Genomic DNA, 19,638 nt, shown 5'->3' on the forward strand with positions numbered 1-19,638 from the left:
TCCACCCTGCAGTCGTCAGTTCCGCAGAGTGAAACAATAAGAAGTATCATTACAACAACGAACGAGGCACAGTCATGAATCTCTTCGCCAAAGCACGCAAAAACTTCACAGTTTACGTGTCAGCCCTGACCATCGGTGTTACAGCTGCCCTAAGCGCTGCGCCCGCAGTAGCCCAAGAAACATTTACATGGAAAGTGCAATCCCACTGGCCCGGCGCCAGCAGTTCCTATACTGACAGCCTGGTAAGATTGCAGCGAGTTCTGGATGAGCGCACTGACGGACGTCTGAAGCTAAAACTCTATGAGGCTGGCGCACTCTTCAAAGCCCAGGAAACCTTTAACGCCGTCAGCCGCGGCATTTTGGAAATGGGCACAATCTCTCCAGCTTATGCTCAAGACAAAATTTCCCTTGCCGGCATTGCCTCCGGCCTGCCTTTTGCGTTCCGTAACGTGTGGGAGGCTGAGTACTTCCATCAGGGCCTGGGTTTTGAGCAGATGCTTCGCGACGAAGCCGCAGAGCACGACGTTTACTGGGCGACAGACAAAGTGTATCCCACCGAGATGGTGGTTAAGAAGCCTATTAAAACCTGGGAAGATTTCACCAGTCTGAAGATTCGTTCTTCCGGTGCTCTGCAGAAGTTCCTGACCGAAGCAGGTGCTGCAGCGTCTTATATTCCAGGCAGCGAGCTTTACTCAGCACTGGACTCGGGCATCGTTGATGGTGCGCATTGGGGTGCTGCTCAAGGTGCCGCGAGCATGGCCTTGTATGAAGTGGCCAAATACCACGTTCAACCAGCTCTGAACATCGCGGGCACCGATGTTATTATTGTCAGTATGAAGGCGCTGAACAAGTTGCCGGAAGACATGCAGAAAATCGTCAAAGACGCACTTGATGAGCAATTCTGGGTTCGCACAAATGAGTACCTTTATAAGGAACGCATCACTCTGGCCAAGGTCATTGCCGAACAGGGTGTACAGGTGAACGTTCTGCCAGATGACGTTCAGGATAAGCTGGTGAAGGCCGCACAGGCAATGTGGGACGAGGAAGGCAAACGTAGCGATAACGCCAAGAAAGCGTTGGACATGCTGAAGAGCTACCTGGCCACGCTCGGTTACCTCTAATCAGCGAGTTTGAATAAGTGACACAGGCCGGAGTCTTCGACGTCCGGCCTTTTTATCCCTGAAAAACCAACATCCTCCTGGAGAGTGCCATGAATGTTCTGACCGCATTCATAAGAGGGGTAACCCGTCTTAACGACTTTGTCGGGCGCTGGATAGCCCTGCTTATTTTCGCCATGTTCGCATTCTTGTTACTAGAGGTGGGCTTTCGTTATCTGCTGAACGCACCCACAGTCTGGACCAACGAGCTTACCCAGATGCTGTTCGGCGTTTATGCAGTCATGTCCGGAGGCTACATCATGGCTCATCGGGGCCACGTTAACGTCGATCTTCTGCACTCGCAGCTATCACCGCGCAAGCGGGCTTTTATGGACATCGTCACCTCATTGATATTTTTCACTTTTACCCTGGCCCTATTGTGGTTTGGTATTGATATGGCCACTGAATCCATAGCAGGTTGGGAGACCTCCTACTCTGCCTGGAACCCCCCGGTCTGGCCGGTCAAACTTGCCATTCCTATCGGAACTGGACTGCTGGTACTTCAGGGTTTGGCTAAGCTTCTTGAAGACATTGCAATAGCATTCGACTTGGATTACTACCCCCCTAATCAGAGCGTTGCTGAAGGAGAGCAGTCGTGAGTATTGAAATCCTGACCCTGCTGTTTTTTGGTTCGCTGTTGTTTTTCCTTCTATTGGGTTTGCCGCTGGCTTTTGTTCTCGGCGGCGTTTCGGTGATTTTTCTTTACTTCACCTGGGGATTTGATTCCTTTTATATGGTGGCCTCGCAGATCTGGGGCACCATGGAAAGCTTTACCCTGGTTGCCATACCTCTATTTGTTTTCATGGCCATGGTGCTGGAACGAACCGGTGTGGCAAGGGATCTGTATCGGATGATGCACTTGTGGTTTGGCGGCCTTCGCGGCGGTCTGGCTATAGGAACCCTGGTTATCTGCGCTGTATTTGCTGCCATGGTTGGCATCAGTGGTGCAGCGGTGGTTGCCATGGGCACCATTGCACTGCCCTCTATGCTGGAACGGGGCTATGACCGCAAAATGGCGCTGGGTGTCATCAATACAGGTGGCGGCTGGGGCATTCTGATACCGCCCAGCATTCTGATGATTCTCTACGCACTGATTACCGGGGTATCCGTAGGCCAGATGTTTGCTGCCGGCATCATGCCTGGCGTTCTGCTGATGGTAATGACCGTTACTTACATCCTCGTGCGCTCTACCCTTCAGCCGCACTTGGCACCGGCCCTGCCTCCAGAAGAACGTGGCACCTGGCCTGAGAAGCTCCGTGCATTAAGAGCCGTGCTGCTGCCCATTGGCGTTGTTTTCATGGTTTTAGGTTCCATAATCGGTGGCATTACCACGCCAACGGAAGCCGCCGCCATGGGTGTTCTGGGTTCGCTGATTTCGGCAGCCGTCTATCGCCAGTTGAAGTGGAGCATCCTGCAAGAAGCTGCTATCCGTACCTTCAAGCTTACGGGCATGATCATGTGGATCCTGTTTGCCGCTCACGCGTTTAGCTCGGCATATCAAAGCATGGGTGCTCAGGATCTGATCGAAGGCATGATGCAACACATTCCCGGCGGTCCGTGGGGCATCATCATTGCAATGATGGTGATCATATTCTTCCTGGCCATGGTGCTCGATCCGGTTGGCATCATGCTGATTACTCTGCCGGTGTTCATGCCCATCGTAAAATCCCTCGGCTTCGATCCGATCTGGTTCGGCATACTGTTCGTGATCAACATGGAAATCGGCTATAAAACACCGCCCTTTGGATTTAATTTGTTCTATCTGAAAGGTGTGGTACCGCCGGGCATCACTATGAAGGATATCTACACCTCCGTCGTTCCGTTCGTGATCATCGAGATACTGGCCATTGGCATCATTATGGTCTTTCCGGAAATTGCGACCTGGCTACCTGGAGTGTTTTTCTGATCAGCAGACACCAAAACCAGCTTTATAACAAAAATCAAAACGACTTAAAAATGACACCGTTTACCAATCATTTTTTGTCTTTTCGGAGCCTCTTATGAACGCAGCCATCAAACCGGCTATGTCTCTGGCAGATGCCATTCTTCAGCGACGCTCCATCCGTGGTTTCTTTCCAAAAAACGTGCCAGAAGAAATCATGCGGAGCCTTTTCGAACAAGCACAGCAAGCACCGTCAAACTGCAACACCCAGCCTTGGTATGTCGTTGTTGCTTCTGGCGATCTAAGAAACTCATTACGCGATCAGTTTGTTGATCGCGCGATGCGGGGAACACCCCCTGAACCTGACTTTAACTACGTCAGCAAATTTGAAGGTGCTTATCGTGGCCGGCAAGTTGAATGTGCTGGCGCGTTGTACGGAGAAATGGAGATCGCACGCGACGACAAAGCCGGACGCAGCCGGGCGGCCCTTCGTAACTTCGAATTTTTTGATGCGCCGCATGTGGCCTTTCTTTGTATGGATCGCTCTTTTGGCGCCACCATCGCGGTAGATGTCGGCATTTATGCACAAACTCTTATGCTTGCAATGACAGCCCATGGGATTGGTTCCTGTGCCATGGGTAGTTTACGATCTCATCCTGATCTGATTCGTGATGCATTCGGACTGGAAGAGAACATCGGCGTGGTGTTCGGTATCTGTTTTGGTTATGAGGATCCGGAAATCAAGGCAAATAACACGCGAACGTCCCGCGTACCGCTCAGTGAAACGGTGATATTTAAAGATCGTTAACTTAAAATCATCACTTAATTTAACGGGCGAAACACCAATGAAGAACGACGCTTACGCATCCTTGCTTGAAAAGCTTCTTCCCATCGCTCACCGCGCCGGCAACGCCATCATGGACATTTACGCCGGCGATATAGACGTGCGTACGAAAAGCGATGCATCGCCAGTAACAGAAGCCGACGAGCTGGCCGAAGCTCTCATTTTGCCGGCGCTGCAGGCGCTGGACAGACGAATTCCTATTGTTGCGGAAGAGCGGGCTGCCGCCGGCAATACACCAGAAACCGGCGACCGCTTCTGGTTGGTAGACCCGCTGGACGGCACAAAAGAATTCATCAACCGCAACGGCGAGTTCACCGTTAACATTGCGCTGATTGAGAACGGCGTGCCGGTACTGGGCGTGGTTCTGGCGCCGGCCCTGAAGCGGCTATTCGCCGGTGGCCGGGGGCTAGGAGCTTTTGTAGAGGAAAACGGCGAGCGCAAAACCATTCAGTGCCGCCCGGTGCCAGCGGCCGGATTAACCGTTGTCGCCAGCCGCTCCCACGGCGACGAGGCCGCTCTGGCGCGTTTTCTAGCCGGCGCCAAGGTGGCCAGCCAGACCAGTGCGGGCTCGTCATTGAAGCTGTGCTTATTGGCCGCTGGTGAAGCGGACGTGTATCCGCGCCTGGGGCCCACCATGGAATGGGACATTGCTGCCGGTGACGCGGTACTGCGTGCAGCCGGTGGCCGACTTATTACCCTGGACAACAAGCCCATGGTGTACGGCAAGCCAAACTTTGCCAACCCGCACTTTTCAGCCTGGGGTTTGAAGGCTGGGGTTTGAAGGCTGGGGACAGATCTTAAACGGAAACCGGGGACAGGTCTCACAGCAAGCGGGGACAGATTTCAAATCTGTCCCCTACCCTTGCCCCTTATCCCCTATTGCGCCAGGCCGTCTCAGCCAAGGGCCGCCTTGCGAATACGACCCTCTTCCTCGATCTGCAAGTCCACTGACGACACTGCGTATTCGTCGGCGAAACCCGATTCCGGCTCTTTCAGCCACATAAAACACAGTACCCAGCTTACAAACGCACCAGCGGCGATAATGTAGAAGAACTGGGAGGGAGTCACAAAGGTGAAGATCGTCAAATAAACCACCGCTCCGACGTTGCCGTAAGCTCCGGCCATACCGGAAATTTGCCCCGTCAAACGGCGCTTTATGGAGGGGATAATACCAAAGGTAGCGCCCTCTGCACCCTGCACAAAGAACGAGGTAAACACGGTCACGCCCACGGCGATAATCAGCGGCCAGCTAGAATTCAGCATGCCCATGAGCGCAAAACCCACCGCAATACCAAACATATAGCTGAGCATGACAAAGCGGCGGTTACCCATGCGGTCTGACACCAGGCCACCCATAGGCCGGGCAACCAGGTTCACAAAGGCGAAAGAGGCAGCCACCATTCCTGCGGCGGCAGCTCCCAAGCTCCAGGTTTCTTCAAAAAACATCGGCAGCATAGACACCACCGCCAGTTCCGCACCAAAGTTGGCAAAATAAGTGCTGTTCAATGCGGCAACGCTGTTAAACGGGTACTTGTCGTCTTCCGGTACGCCCTTTTTCAGGATAGGAACGTTAACCCGCAGAATCTGCACAATCTGGTAGCAAACGATGGCACAGATCACCACGTAGGCCACGATTGCACCCGTCACGCTCAGATATCCCATGTTCTCAATACGCCACACCAGAATAGCCAGTACGCCAATCAACGGAATGGTCCATAGAATCAGCTTGACCATGTCGCCCCAGGTACTGACTTCCAACGCACTCGCTTTACGCGGCTTGCGATGCACGGTTCCAACGGGGCCATCGGTAACCGCAAACCAGTAGTACACGCCATACAGCGCCATCACGATGGCGCTCTGGGCAATGGCCCAGCGCCAGCCATCATCACCGCCGTACATTTGCAGGGCTATGGTCGGCAGCGTTAATGCAGCAGCGGCCGAGCCAAAGTTGCCCCAGCCGGCGTAGAAGCCCTCGGCAAAACCAATATCGCGGGGCTTGAACCACATGGCGGTCATGTGAATACCCACCACAAAGCTCGCACCGATAGAACTGAGCACCAAACGGCTGACTAGCAGCTGGGTCATGGTATTGCCGAAGGCGAAGGTCAGCGCCGGTATCGACATCAGCACCATCAAAATCGAAAATACCCGGCGCGGGCCAAAGCGGTCCAGTGCCATACCCACAATAATTCGTGCAGGAATGGTCAGCGCCACGTTACAGATGGCAAATAGGCGCAAATCATCGGCGCTCAGCCAGTTCACGCTTTTCAGCATGCTTGACGCCAGCGGCGCCATGTTGAACCACACGTAAAATGTGATGAAGAACGCAATCCAGGTCAGGTGCAGCGCTTTAATCTCTGGATTTTTAAAACCGAATATAGCTGCGACTTTCATTTAAGCCTCCGGGAGCTTTTAGTTCTTACAGTTCTGTCAGTTGCCAGGGCACCAGCGGCCATCAGCAGCTAGGCAGAATAAGCAATGGGCATTGCACCCGGCGCGCCAGAAACGAACTGACCTTACCGAATGTCATGTAATCCAGCTCATCCACGAAATAAGTCAGTGAACGGGCAATAAAACCGCCGTCGGGCTCTTCACTGTGGCGAGCAATCACCAACATATTTGGCTGCACTTTATTTTCGGCTGCGTAGAGCAACATCTTGCGTGCGTCTCCTTCCAGCAACAGAGATTCGGCGCTGATGCCTTCCTTGACGCACATTTCCAGAGCGTCTTGCAGGGCTTTTTTCAGGCTGGCCAGCTCTTCCTGAAACAAGTCCTCGTTGCTTGCGGTTATATCCCGCGGGTTCTCAGCCACGGCAACCAGGCTGAGGGTAGGTTTAAGCTCTTGAAACATGGTGATGGTTTGTGCTAACGCCAGTTTGGCGTTGCGCGAGCCATCGTAGGCGATCATTATTTTCATAGCGGGTTTCCCGGCGAATTTATCGGCACCGTTACAGGCGTTGCGGTGGTCCATGACTGTATTAGCCCATACTTAACAGCCGCTTATAATTGATGTATATCAACGTTCATGACACCTACCCCACCAGAGAAATCAAGACTCTATCCCCCTGCGCCTGTTGCCGCGCAAAAGCCTACCCCACAGCCCCCCAGCAGGAGGTACCCCCGATGCCCCGGCCCAAATAGTCATGGTTTTGGTAACATCTGAAGATGGCAAAAAATATTTTTAAATAAGGCCTCTGCGTGCAAAACAACCGTTTTCAACCGCATCATCAAACGCTAGAAATACCGCTTGAGCCGGAGCTCGCACCAAAAACGTCGGCAACCCTTTTGGGTGCCTTGGCGCTTATGCTTTGCGGAATCAGCGGATTAATATTGGAAAACCGATTACACCTGCAGGCCAACACCCTCAGCCTGTTGTTGGCGCTGGCTGTTTTGGCAGGTTCTGGGTTACGTTTGGCGTTCGGAATAAACGCGGACCGACGAGCAATGCCCGCGAATGTCATAGGCGAAACAGCGGGCAGCAACGGTGCCGGAACACCTTGCATTCAGCAAAGCCGTCTGATGTGGCGTTTTGCAGTGTCTTATAGCGGCGTGTCTGCCAGTTTTATTGTTCTTACGTTGTGGCTGCCGCACTTTCTGGCTGAGGTGTATCAGCTTGATGTTGGCCACGCAACGCTTACCAATTTGCTTTGGGTAATACCCGCAGCGCTATTTCATGCCCCGGCTATAAAGCTGGCACGGCGATTCGGCGCGCGGCGAATGATGTACCACAGCCTGACCGGCATATTGATCGTGACGTTTATGCTCAGCTACCCGCCCACTCACTATCAGGTTCATGGCATCAACCGCGAGATTCCCTTTAACTTGAGCCTCGGTCTGCCACTTTTTTCAACGCTGATGATTGCCTTGGGCTTATTTCTTGCCCTTGGCCAGGCGGCGCTGTTTAGCCAGATGCCCCAACACTATCCCCATAAAGCAAACACGGTGGCCGCCACACTCACGATGGCCGGAGCCATTCTTGCCGCCCCGATGTTACTGGCATTCGCCACCGTCAGTGATATAACCGGCGTCTGGCAAACCAGCTTCATGCTGCTGTTTGCGCTGGCGCTGCTCACGCTGCTGCGCATGCACCTGGCCATTCGTTGTGCCGAACGCAAAGAGTGGGCTAGCGCCGCAGAATCTGCCGACCTTCCGGTGCTCTTTCGCGGCCGTTAAAAAACCGTAGAACTCTATCGCAACCCTCGCCCAAGAACACCTGCGTTGCCTAACGGAACCCCTGACACAGGGCCATTCAGAAGGGCCTAAAAGCTTGGAACTCGACCAAATGCTCGCCGTGGCGTTAAAAGCAAGTTAACGAGCCTTTATTGATTCTGCAAATATAAAGCATTATCATTTAGATTAATGCTGCAAGCCCGTACCCGCACAACGGCTTTGGGGCCGCCCGACCACCACGGGTCAACACAAGGGAAACCGTCCAGAATGCTCTACTCCGATCACCCTGCTACCAAGCGGCTGCTGTCAGTCGTTCTCTGCTCTGTCTTGCCCGGCATGGCCGTCGCGCAATCTGCCTCGACAAACCAGACACAGGCAACCAACGAGCTGTCCCCTATCGTTGTCACCGCCACCCGCAACAAGAGCCTAGCCGGCGAGACGCCCCAGAAGGTGACCATTATCACCCGCGAGGAGATCGAGCAGCAGCTGGCTATTACCCAAGACCCAAGCCAAGTGCTAAGTAACCTAATCCCATCCTACTCGCCGAGTCGCCAGAAGCTCAACAACACCGGCGAGACCTTCCGCGGCCGTTCGGTGCTGTTCCTGCTCGACGGCGTGCCACAATCCAACCCGCTCCGGGACGGCGGTCGCGACAGTTACACCATCGACCTCTCCATGGTCGAGCGCATCGAGGTAATCCACGGCGCCAGCGCCGAGCACGGCCTGGGCGCCACCGGCGGCATCATCAACTATGTCACCAAGCGCGCCAAGGCAGGCACTATCAACCAGCACGCCGGGATCAGCCTGACCAGCGGCGGCGACTTCGAGTCCGAGGGCTTCGGCCACAAGCTGGACTACCGCATCAGCGGCCAGAGTGGCAACTGGGACTACCTGGCCGCCGCCAGCAGCCAGAAACGCGGGGTCTTCTTCGACGGCAACGACGAGGTCGTGGGCACCGCCTACCATGGCGAGCTTCAGAACTCCTCCAGCTATGATTTCTTCGGCAAACTCGGCTACTGGATCGATGATAACCAGAACCTCGAGTTCTCCGTCAACCATTTCGACCTCGACATCGACGACGACTACGTGCCGGTGTCCGGCGATCGGGATGCGGGCATCCCCACCACGGCCCGCAAGGGCAACCCGGACGGCGAGCCCGGCTACAACAAGGCGACCAAGGCCCAGCTGTCCTACTCCCACGGTGACTGGTTCGGCAACGAGCTGGATGCCCAGCTCTATACCCAGCGCTTCCGCGCCCAGTTTGGTGCTACTGGCCTCAGCTCCTTCCCCTACCAGGACGAGAACGGCGAGACGCGATTTGACCAAACCCGCAACGAATCCGACAAGATCGGCGGCAAGTTCACCCTGAGCCGCGACGGTCTGCTCGACGATCGCCTCAAGCTGACCACCGGCCTCGACCTGCTGCATGACGAGACCCAGCAGGTGCTGGTGAAGACCGGCCGCAACTATGTGCCCGAGACCCAGTTCCGCAACTATGCCGCCTTTCTCCAGGCCGATTACGACCTGACCGATTCGCTGAGCCTGCATGCCGGAGCCCGCCAGGAGCATGCCGTGCTAAACGTCGACGATTACTCGACCGTGGACCGCAGCACCAGCGTCGAGAACGACCTGGTATCAGTGACCGGCGGCAACCCCGACTTCGACGAGACGCTGTTCAACGCCGGCCTGGTCTATCAGGTCTCCGACTGGGCCCAGCTCTACGCCAACTACTCGGAAGGCTTCGGCATGCCCGACGTCGGACGGGTACTGCGTGGGGTCAAGACCGTCGGCCAGTCCGTCGACACCCTGATAGACCTCTCTCCCATCGTCACCGACAACCGCGAGATCGGCGCGCGCTTCGACTGGGATCGCTATAGCCTCGAGCTGAGCTACTACGAGTCCAACTCCGACCTCGGCCAGCGCATCGAGCCCGATGCCCAAGGCAGCTACCGGGTCAAGCGCGAGAAGACCGAGATCCAGGGCTATGAGATCACAGGCGAGGCCCGCCCGAGCGATGCCCATCGCCTGCGGCTGACCTACACAGACGCCGAGGGCGAGTCCGACTCCGACGGCGACGGCCAGGTCGACACCAAGCTGACAGGCCGCGACATCGCCCCGGAGACCCTGAAGCTCGGCTGGAGCGCGGCCTGGACCGAGAAGCTGTCCACGCACCTGCAGTACAGCCGCTACTTCGACCGCAGCTTCGACGATCCGGATCTTGAGTTCAACGGCTACGGCCTGATCGATGCCTCCCTGGCCTTTCGCCTGCCGGTGGGTCGCGCCAGCTTAGGCATCGAGAACCTCACCGATAAGGACTACTTCACCTACTATTCGCAGTCGTTCCCCCAGTCGTCCGCGCTGGAAGACGACCTGTACTTCAAGGGCCGCGGTCGCACCCTCACGTTGGGCTACCAAGTCGACTTCTGAGGCGAAGCGACCGAGCGATCCGTCTTATTGAGCGGCGCCAGCCTGGCGCCTGCCATGCTCCACGACGGGAGTATCCATGACAAAAGCTGTCGAGCATGACCATGCCGCTAACCGACTACCTGGCCGACCGCTTCGGCCGCAAGCGTATATATCGGCTGGGCCTGTGGTGCACCAGAGCCGGGCTGCTGGTCGGCCTGGCGCTGGGGCCCAGCGCTCTCGCCGCGAATGCGCCCCAGAGCGGGCGCAGCGTCGCCAATGCCTTCGGTGACACCCATATCTCCGCCCCCCCGCAGCGGGTCGTCACCCTCTACCAGGGGGCGACGGACAGCGCGGTAGCGCTCGGCATCACCCCAGTGGGCGTCGTTGACTCCTGGCTGGAGAAACCCATGTATCGCTATCTGCGCGAGGCTCTGGCCGGCGTCGAGCACGTCGGCCTGGAGACCCAGCCCAACCTGGAGAAGGTGGCCTGGCTGGCCCCCGACCTGATCGTGGCCACGCGCTTTCGTCACGAGCGGGTTCGGCCGCTGTTGGAGCAAATAGCCTCCACGGTGGTCACCGGCACCGTCTTCGACTTCAAGGCCAGCCTGACGCTGATGGCGCAGGCCACCGGCCGCGAGGCCCGGGCCCGAGCATTGATACGGCAGTGGGACGACCGGGTGGCCGATTTTCGCCGGCAGATCGCCGACACTTTGGGCGATGATTGGCCGCAGAAGGCCGCCGTGGTGCGCTTTAAGAGCGACCATGTGCGTCTTTACTCCACGGGGTTCGCCGGCTCGATCCTCGATGAGCTGGGCTACGAGCAGCCGGGCGCCGTAGATGACCAGGGCTGGGGAATGAAGCTGACGAGTGAGGAGAACATTCCCGTCCTGAACGCCGACGTTATTTTCGTGCTGCTGGAGCCGGACGACCCCGCCATCGCTCGGAACTATCGACACTGGGCCTCTCACCCCCTCTGGCAGCGACTGGATGCCGTGCAGGATGACCGCGTCTTCGAGGTGGATGCGGTGACCTGGATCATGGGCGGCGGCATCCTGGCCGCCAACGCGATGCTCGATAGCCTCTATGTCCACTACGGACTGGATAACCCCAACAGGCTTTCGATGCCTACGCCGGCCATGCGGGCTTGCGACGCCGATATCACCAAAGTGCCCAAGCCCCGCGACGAGGGGGCCGCCGCATGCTGATTGGCCGTTTTTACCGGGGCCTGGGACTGCTGCTGGGTCTGATTCTGGTCGCCGCGGCTTTCGTGGCAAGCGTCATTCTGGGCACTACCGAAATCGCCTGGCCCACTTTTTTCGAGGCGCTTACTCACTACGACCCCAGCCGGGTCGCGCATATCATCCTGTTCACGGAGCGCCTGCCGCGGGCGGTCATCGCCACCCTGGTCGGCGCAAGCCTGGCCATAGCCGGCGCCCTGATGCAGACCATTACCGGCAACCCTCTGGCCTCGCCGAGCATACTGGGGATCAATGCCGGAGCTATGTTTTTCGTGGTGATCGCGGTCTCTCTATTGCCCCTCCATACCCCCGCCGACTACGTTTGGGCAGCGTTGCTGGGAGCCCTGGTAGCGGCCTGCCTGGTGGTGCTACTGAGTCGCGGCCGTCATGGGGAGCTGGCGCCGCTGCGAGTGGTGTTGGCGGGGGTAGCCGTCACCGCCATGTTCGTCTCGTTCAGCCAGGGCCTGCTTATCATCGACCGCCAGAGCTTCGAGAGCGTGCTGTACTGGCTGGCCGGTTCCGTCTCCGGCCGTGAGCTGTCGCAGGTGGTGCCATTGCTGCCGCTCTTCGGTGGCGCCCTGCTGCTGTGTGCCCTGCTCGTCAGGCACGCCAATGCCCTGTTGCTGGGCGATGACATAGTCAAGGGCCTGGGCATGCGCGTCGGCACCATTAAGCTGTTGCTAGGCCTGGTGGTGATCCTGCTGGCTGGTAGTTCGGTGGCGCTGGCAGGCATGATCGGCTTCGTTGGCCTAATTGTGCCGCATATGGCGAGAGAGATTTTCGGCGTCGACCACCGCTGGCTGCTGCCGGCCTGCGCCCTTCTGGGAGCGGGCCTGCTGCTGCTGGCTGATGTGGCCTCGCGCTTCCTGATGGCCCCACAGGATGTGCCAGTGGGTGTGATGACCGCGCTGATCGGCACGCCTTTTTTCATCCATCTCGCGCGTAGGAAACCGGCCTGACCATGACCCGCCCCTTGACTCTGACCCCTTCGATCGACGCCACCGTCGCTGCCGGCCGGGCGCGCTACACGAGCCTCTTGGGCCTGCTAGGGTTGGTATTACTGTCCAGCATGGGCCTGTCGCTTAGCCTCGGCAGCTTTCCCACCTCGTTCCCGGAAATCCTGCACGCATTGGCGACACCGCAGGACAGCGATATCGCCTTTATCGTCTGGGAGCTGCGTCTGCCGCGCCTCCTGCTGGCCGTGCTGGTGGGCGCGGCCCTGGCCGTGGCCGGTGCCATCCTCCAAGGTATGGTGCGCAACCCGCTGGCCTCCCCCGATGTGATCGGCATCACCAGCGGCGCCGCCTTGGCCGCCGTGACCTTCCTGGCGTTGTTCGGCACCACTCTGAGCATCCATTGGCTGCCGGCCGCCGCGCTGATCGGTGCACTGTTTGCTGCCCTGCTACTGTTCCTGCTGGCGTGGAAGGGGGGTGTTGCTCCCTCGCGCCTGGTGCTGGTCGGCATCGGGCTGTCCGCCGCCATGGGCGCCCTGACCACTCTGTTGATCGTGATCAGCGACGATGCCGTTGCTATGACCGCCTACGTATGGCTAACCGGTAGCCTCTACGCCGCTCAGTGGCAGGACGTGTTGGGCATGCTGCCCTGGGTGCTGGTGGCGGTACCGTTGTGTTTGGCCTATGCACGGCATATAGATGCCATGGCGCTCGGTGACGCAGTGGCCCAGGGGCTCGGCGTGAACCTGTTGCGCAGCCGGCTGGTAATGGTGGCCTGCAGCGTGGCCCTGGCGGGCGCAGCCGTGGCCTTCGCCGGAGGGCTCAGCTTCGTGGGCCTGATCGCTCCGCATATCGCTTCCCGCCTGGTGGGCCGAGGATTCGCCCGGCTGGTACCCGCCGCCGCCCTGGTGGGTGCACTGATCGTGCTCTACGCCGACCTGCTCGGCCGGGTGGCCTTTCTCCCCAAAGACCTCCCCGCCGGCATTTTCGTCTCGGGGGTGGGCGCGCCCTTCTTCGTTTTTCTGCTGCATCGTACCCGCCACTAGGCGCTCCAAACACTTATGACACAGGGCACCGGAAACAAGGCGAAGAGACGCCCTTTACTATGGGTAAGGCGTAAGGCGGAGAGCATCCTATGCTGATTAAGGCGATTTCAAATATTGATAATGAGAACGTTTTACCTTAGGGTTCTTAGTCTCATATACTCACTAACGAGCCAGCCCATGCCCCCGACACCCGCCAAGCCGCCTCGACTGACGGGCAAAGCCCTGCGTGCCGGTTACAACTCCCAGCATGTGCTAAACGGCGTCGATTTTGCGGTAGACGAGGGCAAGCTGACGGTACTGCTCGGCCCAAACGGTAGCGGAAAGTCAACACTGCTGAAGACACTGGCGCGCACCCTGGTGCCCAGCGCCGGACGCGTCTGTCTCGATGGCAAAGACATCCACCGCCGCAGTACACGCGAGGTGGCACAGCGTCTGGGTATCTTGCCGCAGGGCCCTTCCGCACCGGAGGGCCTGACGGTCAGGCAACTGGTCGGTATGGGGCGCTTTCCCCACCAGCGATGGTGGCGACAGGATGCCGAGCAGGATGCGCGCGCCATTCGCGAGGCAATGGTCTACGCCGATGTCACTGACTTTGCCGAGCGCAGTGTCGACGCGCTCTCCGGTGGACAGCGCCAGCGCTGCTGGATCGCTATGATCCTGGCTCAGGACACAGATTTGATCCTGCTCGACGAGCCGACGACCTTTCTCGATCTGAAGGTCCAGGTGGACCTCCTGGAGCTACTGGTTCTGCTCGCTCACGACAAGGGACGCACACTGCTGGTGGTACTACACGACCTCAATCTGGCCGCGGCCTATGCCGACATTCTGGTAATGATGCGCCAGGGCCGTATCGAACATAGCGGGCCACCGGAAACGATCTTTACTAGCGCCCATCTCAAGCAAGTCTTCGACCTTGATGCGCATGTCATTCGCGATCCGCATACTCAGCGCCTGCTCTGCGTGCCCAGCCTGACGGGTACCACGCCGATTTCCCAGGTGGTGTCCGGGATCGCGCATGGCGGATCCCGTCCCGTTACCACGATGAGTCGCCGATGACCGCCGCCCCAAGAAAGTTCTGTTCCATCGAAAGCGCCGAGATCGGCGACCCGCTAGTGGGCACTGGCGCGCATGCCACACGCAACCTGCTGATCAGCTGGCCGCGGGCCAAGTGGCTGCGCAACCTCCGCCAGGCCAGTGATATGCCGGAAGAGGTGCTCGACCTGCTCAACGCCATCGCCGACGACGGCCGTCGGGTGAATCTGATACATCGCCAGGAACAGCCAACTCATCACCATCGGTTGGTACTAATGCCGGAGGGTCGGACATACGACGTAGCGAGGGAAGAACTGGCCGAGCTACTGCACGCCTTCGACGATGGGAAATCAGTCGAACGCTGGCGAGCCGGCAGCGTCGAGGGATCGCTGATTCTTTGCTGCACCCACGGCAAGAAGGACAAGTGCTGCGCCAAGTTCGGTTACCGCAGCTACAAGGCGCTGGCCAGCGCCGCGCAGCAGTGTGCTTACCCCTTCGATGTCTGGGAGAGTTCCCACCTGGGTGGCTGTCGGCTCGCCGCCAGCGTCATGGTCTTCCCTGCGCGACGCAAGTACGGTCGCCTCACTACCGACGACGTGCCTCGCCTGTTACAGGCCGAGGCCGAGGATCGCCCCTACCTGCCCTGCTACCGCGGCGACTCGCAACTGACGCCCGCCGAGCAGTGCGCCCAGGTGGCGGCGCTTCAGTGGCTCGCGGCCCGCGGCAACACCGCCCGGGTTTGGGTCGAGGACGCACTGACCGATGCGGATGGCTCTCGCCTGCGGCTGCCAGTCCGCTGGCAGGCCGGTGACCAGCAGGGCCAGCTGGTGGTGAGCTGCCTTGAGAGCGAGCTGATACGTCACGACACCTGTGCCGACTACCAGCGCGACGGCGCCCAGCCCAGCCGTGTCTGGCGCGCCATTCAAATCGACTGATGATCTAGCCTCTCGGGTCGCGCCTCTAGCGCTCCTGAGTGACAATACCTTCATGCGACGAGAGCCACCATGACCCTGAATTCACTACTGCACTGATGTCCTCTGTCAGATCCGCGTGAACTTTCGCAACGTCATTCAGAATATCGCCTGCCCCAGTCAGGATCATTTTTTCTATCACCGGCCGAAACTCCAGGGGTAGACAATTCAGCAAGCTAAAAGCTCTTTGGCCCGTTGCGAAGCTAAATTCCCTGCCGGAGCCCTGCTGGTAACAGATTCGCCTGTGTTCTCACAACAGATTGCGAACAGATAATAGGCTGGGCAAGAATGGGGTGCGCCCCGGGCACAAAGGACAGCCCGCAGCGCGACCCAAACGCGTTAGGAGAACAGTATTGGCTTGGCGGTCGCCAAGTAAAATATTGCGGCTATCTGAACCAGTGCAAGCACCGCTGCCACGATGCGTGCGCGCTTATCAACGCTGACTTTTAAAGCGAACAGCCCGGCTATTATATAACCCACCAGCAAGATTATTTTGGCCGTTAACCAGCCATGGACTAACGGCATCCACGGCGTTACAAACACCAGGCTGATAGCGCTGGCCAGCAGCACCGTGTCGTTAGCGTGGGGAATCCAACGCAAGGGCGTTTGTCGCCAACCGGGGCGGCCCACGGCATCCATCAGCAAGCGGAGTGCGAAAAGCGTCACCGTCAGATACGCGGTAAGCATGTGTATGCTTTTTAAAGTCATGTACACGGGGAGGGTTCCTTGATTTCGATGAAATTGATTATAAACCGCGCAAAATAGTCTCTCTCGGCCCAAATCGAAGGGCAAAAGCGCGACGACAAAAACGACATTGTACGCAGACTACTCCTATGCGGGTATGTCATTTGAACTGGCCTTCCTTTAACATATACTTAAAATACCACTATTAACGGAGACCCCCATGGCGATTCCGACACCATCCGCCGACCGCGCCAGTATCGGTCAGCTGTTCGGTTACCCTTTTCGCATTTTCTTCCTGTCTATGGCTCTGCTGGTTGTTGTTGTGTTGCCAGTATGGGTGCTTCAGGCAACAGGCACGCTACAACTGCCACTAGCCTTGCCCGGGGTGCTATGGCACCAGCACGAAATGCTGTTCGGGTTCCTGACCGCCGCCATTGCGGGCTTTCTGCTAACGGCCGTATGCACCTGGACCCAGACCGATCGAATTCATGGGCTGCGCCTTGCTCTATTATGGGGTGTATGGCTTGCTGGCCGGCTATTGCTGGCATTTGGCGGTGATCTTCCCGTTTGGCTGGTGCAGGGTGTGAATCTGGCCTTTCTGCCGTTGGTGATGATCGATGCCGGCTGGCGTGTCTGGCACGCGCGGCAGAAACGCCAACTGATGATACTGGTGGTACTGGGCCTCTTATGGCTGATGCAAATCGGCTTCGTTACCCGTCTTGATCCGGTTTATGGCTACGGTGCACTGCTGATGGGCCTGGCCCTGATCAGTATTGTTGGCGGGCGGATCACACCGGCCTTCACCAGCGGTTATCTGAGCCGCCAGGGGCTGAGCCCTACGCTGGTGAAAAATTCGGCCAAACTGGATATGGCCAGCGTATTTGCGATGATTGTGCTCCTGGCAATGCTGGTGAGCGGCTGGCGCACCCTTGCCGGCGTGATGGCCATCGTTGCCGCGGGTATTATGTTGGTGCGACTTTACAATTGGAAAGGTTGGTTGACCCATAAAGAACCGCTGTTATGGGTGTTACATCTGTCGATTCTGTGGGTGCCGGTGGCGCTGGTTCTGTTGGCGGGCCATCTGTTGTTGGAATGGCCTTCAAACGCCTGGGCCCACGCTGCGGGCGCAGGCGCCATTGGCTGCCTGATATTCGGGGTTATAGCACGGGTAACCCTGGGCCACACCGGCCGGCCGCTGGTGCTGCCACGGGGTATGGTAACCGCCTTTGTATTGATCCAGCTGGCCGCGGTGGCAAGGGTGCTGACGGCCTTCAATATTCTGGGCTGGCACGCCGGTATTGGCGTCAGCACTCTGCTATGGCTGATCGCCTTTGGTATTTTCCTGTGGCGCTACACTCACATATTGGCTAGCCCACGGCCAGACGGCAAAATCGGGTAAACATTGCGCAAATTTTGTAATTATCCACTAATGGTCAATAGCATCAGGCGAATTTCGAGCTAAAGTTATAGAAAATCATCTTGTGAAAGAGACATCGGCACTATGGATTCCAACCCGTACCCCAATACGTTTAGCAAACAAGACCTGATCGACTGCGGTCACGGTGAATTGTTCAAGGGCGCTGGCATGCGCCTGCCCATTGATGAAATGCTGATGTTCGACCGCATCACCCATATTGGGAGCGAAGGCGGGCTTTACGGCAAAGGTGGCCTGACCGCAGAGCTGGATATCAATCCGGACCTGTGGTTCTTCAAGGTTCACTTTGACAGCGATCCCGTTATGCCGGGCTGCCTGGGGCTTGACGCCATGTGGCAGCTGCTCGGTTTCTACCTGGCATGGACCGGCGGCCGGGGCAAAGGCCGCGCGCTGGGTTCCGGTGACGTGAAATTCTTTGGCCAGGTTCTTCCTAATGCCAAAAAAGTCACTTACCATCTTGATTTTAAACGCCTTATAAAGCGCAAGCTAACCATGGCTATCGCTGACGGCCGCATGGAAGTGGACGGCAAGGAAATTTATACGGCCAAAGACCTACGGGTAGGCTTGTTCACCTCCACCGACAATTTTTAGGAGTGACTGACATGCGTCGCGTTGTAATCACCGGGATGGGCATTGTGTCTAGCCTTGGAACCGACATAAAAGCTGTAACCAAATCACTGCGGGAAGTGAAGTCCGGTATCGGCTTCAGCGAAGAAGCCCGCGATAACGGCCTACGCAGCCAGATTTGCGGTCAGATCAACCTGAACCTTCCAGAATTGATTGATCGCAAGCTGTGGCGCTTTATGTGCCCGGCTGCCGGCTATGCCTACCTGTCTACGGTCGAAGCCCTGACCCAGTCCGGCCTGACCGACGAGCAGATCCGCGCCAACACCACCGGGGCCATTTTCGGCACCGGTGGTGCATCTACCGTGGAGCTGATGGACGCCATCGACACCCATCGTGCAAAAGGCATTCGACGGGTGGGTCCTTACCGGGTGCCTCGCACCATGGGCAGCTCTATTAATGCCAGCATTGCCACGGCGTTCGGCATCACCGGTGTCAACTACGGCATTACGTCGGCCTGTGCCACCAGCACCCACGCGGTTGGCCACGCTGCAGATTTGATTGCTATGGGCCGCCAGGACGTCATGCTGGCCGGCGGTGGCGACGACATCCACTGGAGCCTGAGCATGTTGTTCGACGCCATGGGCGCGCTGTCCACCAAGTACAACGACACCCCGGAGAAAGCGTCGCGCACCTACGATGCTAACCGTGACGGTTTCGTGATTTCTGGCGGCGGCGGCACCCTGGTGCTGGAAGCTCTAGAACACGCACAAGCCCGCGGCGCCAACATTCTGGCGGAAGTCGTCGGCTTTGGCGCAACCTCTGATGGCGCCGATATGGTCGCCCCCAGCGGCGAGGGTGCAGTACGCTGCATGCAGCAGGCGATGAAAAACATCGACGGCGAAATCAGCTACATCAACACCCACGGCACCAGCACGCCGGCCGGCGACATCACCGAACTGAAAGCTATCAAGCAGGCCTTCGGTGACCGCATTCCGCCGCTGAGCTCTACCAAAGCACTGAGCGGCCACGCTCTGGGCGCGGCCGGCGTGCACGAAGCCATTTACAGCCTGATCATGCAGCGTGAAAGCTTTATTTGCCCATCAGCCAACATCGAAAATCTGGATGAAGGCGCAGAAGGTTATCCGGTCGTGCGCGAAGTGCGCGAAAACCAGAACCTGGAATATGTGATGAGCAACAGTTTCGGCTTTGGCGGCACCAACGGCAGCCTGGTGTTTAAAAAGTTCTAAGCTCGA

At 57.8% G+C, this 19,638-nt stretch carries 18 protein-coding genes; 15 read left to right on the plus strand and 3 right to left on the minus strand.

Going from position 1 to position 19,638, the window contains the following annotated elements:
- The first annotated feature begins 74 nt into the window (after positions 1-74).
- The 5 genes from dctP (at position 75) to cysQ (ending at position 4,664) form a co-directional block, all read left to right on the plus strand.
- Positions 75-1,121 (plus strand): TRAP transporter substrate-binding protein DctP, encoded by a 1,047-nt coding sequence (gene dctP, locus MIH19_RS18020; protein ID WP_249006168.1) that lies wholly within the window; start codon positions 75-77, stop codon positions 1,119-1,121.
- Positions 1,122-1,210: 89 nt separating this feature from the next.
- Positions 1,211-1,756 carry a TRAP transporter small permease subunit gene (locus MIH19_RS18025; protein WP_249006169.1) on the plus strand — a complete coding sequence of 182 codons (546 nt, stop codon included), beginning with the start codon at positions 1,211-1,213 and terminating at the stop codon, positions 1,754-1,756.
- Positions 1,753-3,063 carry a TRAP transporter large permease subunit gene (locus tag MIH19_RS18030; protein WP_249006170.1) on the plus strand — a complete coding sequence of 437 codons (1,311 nt, stop codon included), beginning with the start codon at positions 1,753-1,755 and terminating at the stop codon, positions 3,061-3,063. The genes MIH19_RS18025 and MIH19_RS18030 overlap by 4 nt, the downstream gene beginning before the upstream one ends.
- A gap of 94 nt (positions 3,064-3,157) precedes the next feature.
- Entirely contained in the window at positions 3,158-3,847 is a 690-nt protein-coding gene (locus MIH19_RS18035) for a nitroreductase (RefSeq protein ID WP_249006171.1), read from the plus strand.
- Between the two features lie 37 nt (positions 3,848-3,884).
- Positions 3,885-4,664 carry a 3'(2'),5'-bisphosphate nucleotidase CysQ gene (cysQ, locus tag MIH19_RS18040; protein WP_249006172.1) on the plus strand — a complete coding sequence of 260 codons (780 nt, stop codon included), beginning with the start codon at positions 3,885-3,887 and terminating at the stop codon, positions 4,662-4,664.
- 113 nt (positions 4,665-4,777) lie between these two features.
- Here the strand turns inward: cysQ and MIH19_RS18045 are convergent, their stop codons facing one another.
- On the minus strand, positions 4,778-6,277 hold the full coding sequence (locus MIH19_RS18045; protein WP_249006173.1) for an MFS transporter: 1,500 nt from the start codon (positions 6,275-6,277) through the stop codon (positions 4,778-4,780).
- Between the two features lie 61 nt (positions 6,278-6,338).
- Positions 6,339-6,800, minus strand: coding sequence for a universal stress protein (locus MIH19_RS18050; protein WP_249006174.1), 462 nt, complete (start codon positions 6,798-6,800; stop codon positions 6,339-6,341).
- 413 nt (positions 6,801-7,213) lie between these two features.
- Between MIH19_RS18050 and MIH19_RS18055 the strand changes: the two genes are divergently transcribed.
- From MIH19_RS18055 to MIH19_RS18085, 7 genes are all read left to right on the plus strand, one after another.
- The gene (locus MIH19_RS18055) at positions 7,214-8,056 is read left to right on the plus strand and encodes an MFS transporter (protein WP_249006175.1); all 843 of its coding nucleotides are present in this window, start codon (positions 7,214-7,216) and stop codon (positions 8,054-8,056) included.
- A 264-nt stretch (positions 8,057-8,320) separates the two neighbouring features.
- Entirely contained in the window at positions 8,321-10,480 is a 2,160-nt protein-coding gene (locus tag MIH19_RS18060; protein ID WP_249006176.1) for a TonB-dependent receptor, read from the plus strand.
- 95 nt (positions 10,481-10,575) lie between these two features.
- On the plus strand, positions 10,576-11,664 hold the full coding sequence (locus MIH19_RS18065) for an iron-siderophore ABC transporter substrate-binding protein (RefSeq protein WP_249006177.1): 1,089 nt from the start codon (positions 10,576-10,578) through the stop codon (positions 11,662-11,664).
- Positions 11,658-12,656: an iron ABC transporter permease gene (locus tag MIH19_RS18070; protein ID WP_249006178.1), complete on the plus strand. Its 999-nt coding sequence runs from the start codon at positions 11,658-11,660 to the stop codon at positions 12,654-12,656. Before MIH19_RS18065 ends, MIH19_RS18070 begins: the two co-directional genes overlap by 7 nt.
- A gap of 2 nt (positions 12,657-12,658) precedes the next feature.
- A complete protein-coding gene (locus MIH19_RS18075) occupies positions 12,659-13,696 on the plus strand; it encodes an iron ABC transporter permease (protein ID WP_249006179.1) in 1,038 nt (345 codons plus the stop codon).
- A gap of 177 nt (positions 13,697-13,873) precedes the next feature.
- On the plus strand, positions 13,874-14,752 hold the full coding sequence (locus tag MIH19_RS18080) for an ABC transporter ATP-binding protein (protein WP_249006180.1): 879 nt from the start codon (positions 13,874-13,876) through the stop codon (positions 14,750-14,752).
- Positions 14,749-15,663 carry a sucrase ferredoxin gene (locus MIH19_RS18085; RefSeq protein WP_249006181.1) on the plus strand — a complete coding sequence of 305 codons (915 nt, stop codon included), beginning with the start codon at positions 14,749-14,751 and terminating at the stop codon, positions 15,661-15,663. The genes MIH19_RS18080 and MIH19_RS18085 overlap by 4 nt, the downstream gene beginning before the upstream one ends.
- A 375-nt stretch (positions 15,664-16,038) precedes the next feature.
- Here the strand turns inward: MIH19_RS18085 and MIH19_RS18090 are convergent, their stop codons facing one another.
- Complete coding sequence (locus MIH19_RS18090; RefSeq protein WP_249009050.1) at positions 16,039-16,407, minus strand: SirB2 family protein; 369 nt, start codon at positions 16,405-16,407, stop codon at positions 16,039-16,041.
- A 196-nt stretch (positions 16,408-16,603) separates the two neighbouring features.
- Here MIH19_RS18090 and MIH19_RS18095 point away from each other — a divergent pair, with 196 nt between their 5' ends.
- The 3 genes from MIH19_RS18095 (at position 16,604) to MIH19_RS18105 (ending at position 19,632) form a co-directional block, all read left to right on the plus strand.
- Positions 16,604-17,782 (plus strand): NnrS family protein, encoded by a 1,179-nt coding sequence (locus tag MIH19_RS18095; RefSeq protein ID WP_249006182.1) that lies wholly within the window; start codon positions 16,604-16,606, stop codon positions 17,780-17,782.
- 102 nt (positions 17,783-17,884) lie between these two features.
- The gene (gene fabA, locus MIH19_RS18100; RefSeq protein WP_249006183.1) at positions 17,885-18,409 is read left to right on the plus strand and encodes a bifunctional 3-hydroxydecanoyl-ACP dehydratase/trans-2-decenoyl-ACP isomerase; all 525 of its coding nucleotides are present in this window, start codon (positions 17,885-17,887) and stop codon (positions 18,407-18,409) included.
- A gap of 11 nt (positions 18,410-18,420) precedes the next feature.
- Positions 18,421-19,632 (plus strand): beta-ketoacyl synthase N-terminal-like domain-containing protein, encoded by a 1,212-nt coding sequence (locus MIH19_RS18105; protein ID WP_249006184.1) that lies wholly within the window; start codon positions 18,421-18,423, stop codon positions 19,630-19,632.
- Positions 19,633-19,638 lie beyond the last annotated feature (6 nt).

Origin of the sequence: Marinobacter sp. M1C (assembly GCF_023314135.1) — a bacterium.
Classification (GTDB): domain Bacteria; phylum Pseudomonadota; class Gammaproteobacteria; order Pseudomonadales; family Oleiphilaceae; genus Marinobacter.

Bases quoted from the DNA above. Each gene is read 5' to 3' on its own strand.
- dctP (WP_249006168.1), top strand. From the start codon at position 75: ATGAATCTCTTCGCCAAAGCACGCAAAAACTTCACAGTTTACGTGTCA.
- MIH19_RS18025 (WP_249006169.1), top strand. From the start codon at position 1,211: ATGAATGTTCTGACCGCATTCATAAGAGGGGTAACCCGTCTTAACGAC.
- MIH19_RS18035 (WP_249006171.1), top strand. From the start codon at position 3,158: ATGAACGCAGCCATCAAACCGGCTATGTCTCTGGCAGATGCCATTCTT.
- cysQ (WP_249006172.1), top strand. From the start codon at position 3,885: ATGAAGAACGACGCTTACGCATCCTTGCTTGAAAAGCTTCTTCCCATC.
- MIH19_RS18045 (WP_249006173.1), bottom strand. From the start codon at position 6,277: ATGAAAGTCGCAGCTATATTCGGTTTTAAAAATCCAGAGATTAAAGCG.
- MIH19_RS18050 (WP_249006174.1), bottom strand. From the start codon at position 6,800: ATGAAAATAATGATCGCCTACGATGGCTCGCGCAACGCCAAACTGGCG.
- MIH19_RS18060 (WP_249006176.1), top strand. From the start codon at position 8,321: ATGCTCTACTCCGATCACCCTGCTACCAAGCGGCTGCTGTCAGTCGTT.
- MIH19_RS18065 (WP_249006177.1), top strand. From the start codon at position 10,576: ATGACCATGCCGCTAACCGACTACCTGGCCGACCGCTTCGGCCGCAAG.
- MIH19_RS18070 (WP_249006178.1), top strand. From the start codon at position 11,658: ATGCTGATTGGCCGTTTTTACCGGGGCCTGGGACTGCTGCTGGGTCTG.
- MIH19_RS18075 (WP_249006179.1), top strand. From the start codon at position 12,659: ATGACCCGCCCCTTGACTCTGACCCCTTCGATCGACGCCACCGTCGCT.
- MIH19_RS18080 (WP_249006180.1), top strand. From the start codon at position 13,874: ATGCCCCCGACACCCGCCAAGCCGCCTCGACTGACGGGCAAAGCCCTG.
- MIH19_RS18085 (WP_249006181.1), top strand. From the start codon at position 14,749: ATGACCGCCGCCCCAAGAAAGTTCTGTTCCATCGAAAGCGCCGAGATC.
- MIH19_RS18090 (WP_249009050.1), bottom strand. From the start codon at position 16,407: ATGACTTTAAAAAGCATACACATGCTTACCGCGTATCTGACGGTGACG.
- MIH19_RS18095 (WP_249006182.1), top strand. From the start codon at position 16,604: ATGGCGATTCCGACACCATCCGCCGACCGCGCCAGTATCGGTCAGCTG.
- fabA (WP_249006183.1), top strand. From the start codon at position 17,885: ATGGATTCCAACCCGTACCCCAATACGTTTAGCAAACAAGACCTGATC.
- MIH19_RS18105 (WP_249006184.1), top strand. From the start codon at position 18,421: ATGCGTCGCGTTGTAATCACCGGGATGGGCATTGTGTCTAGCCTTGGA.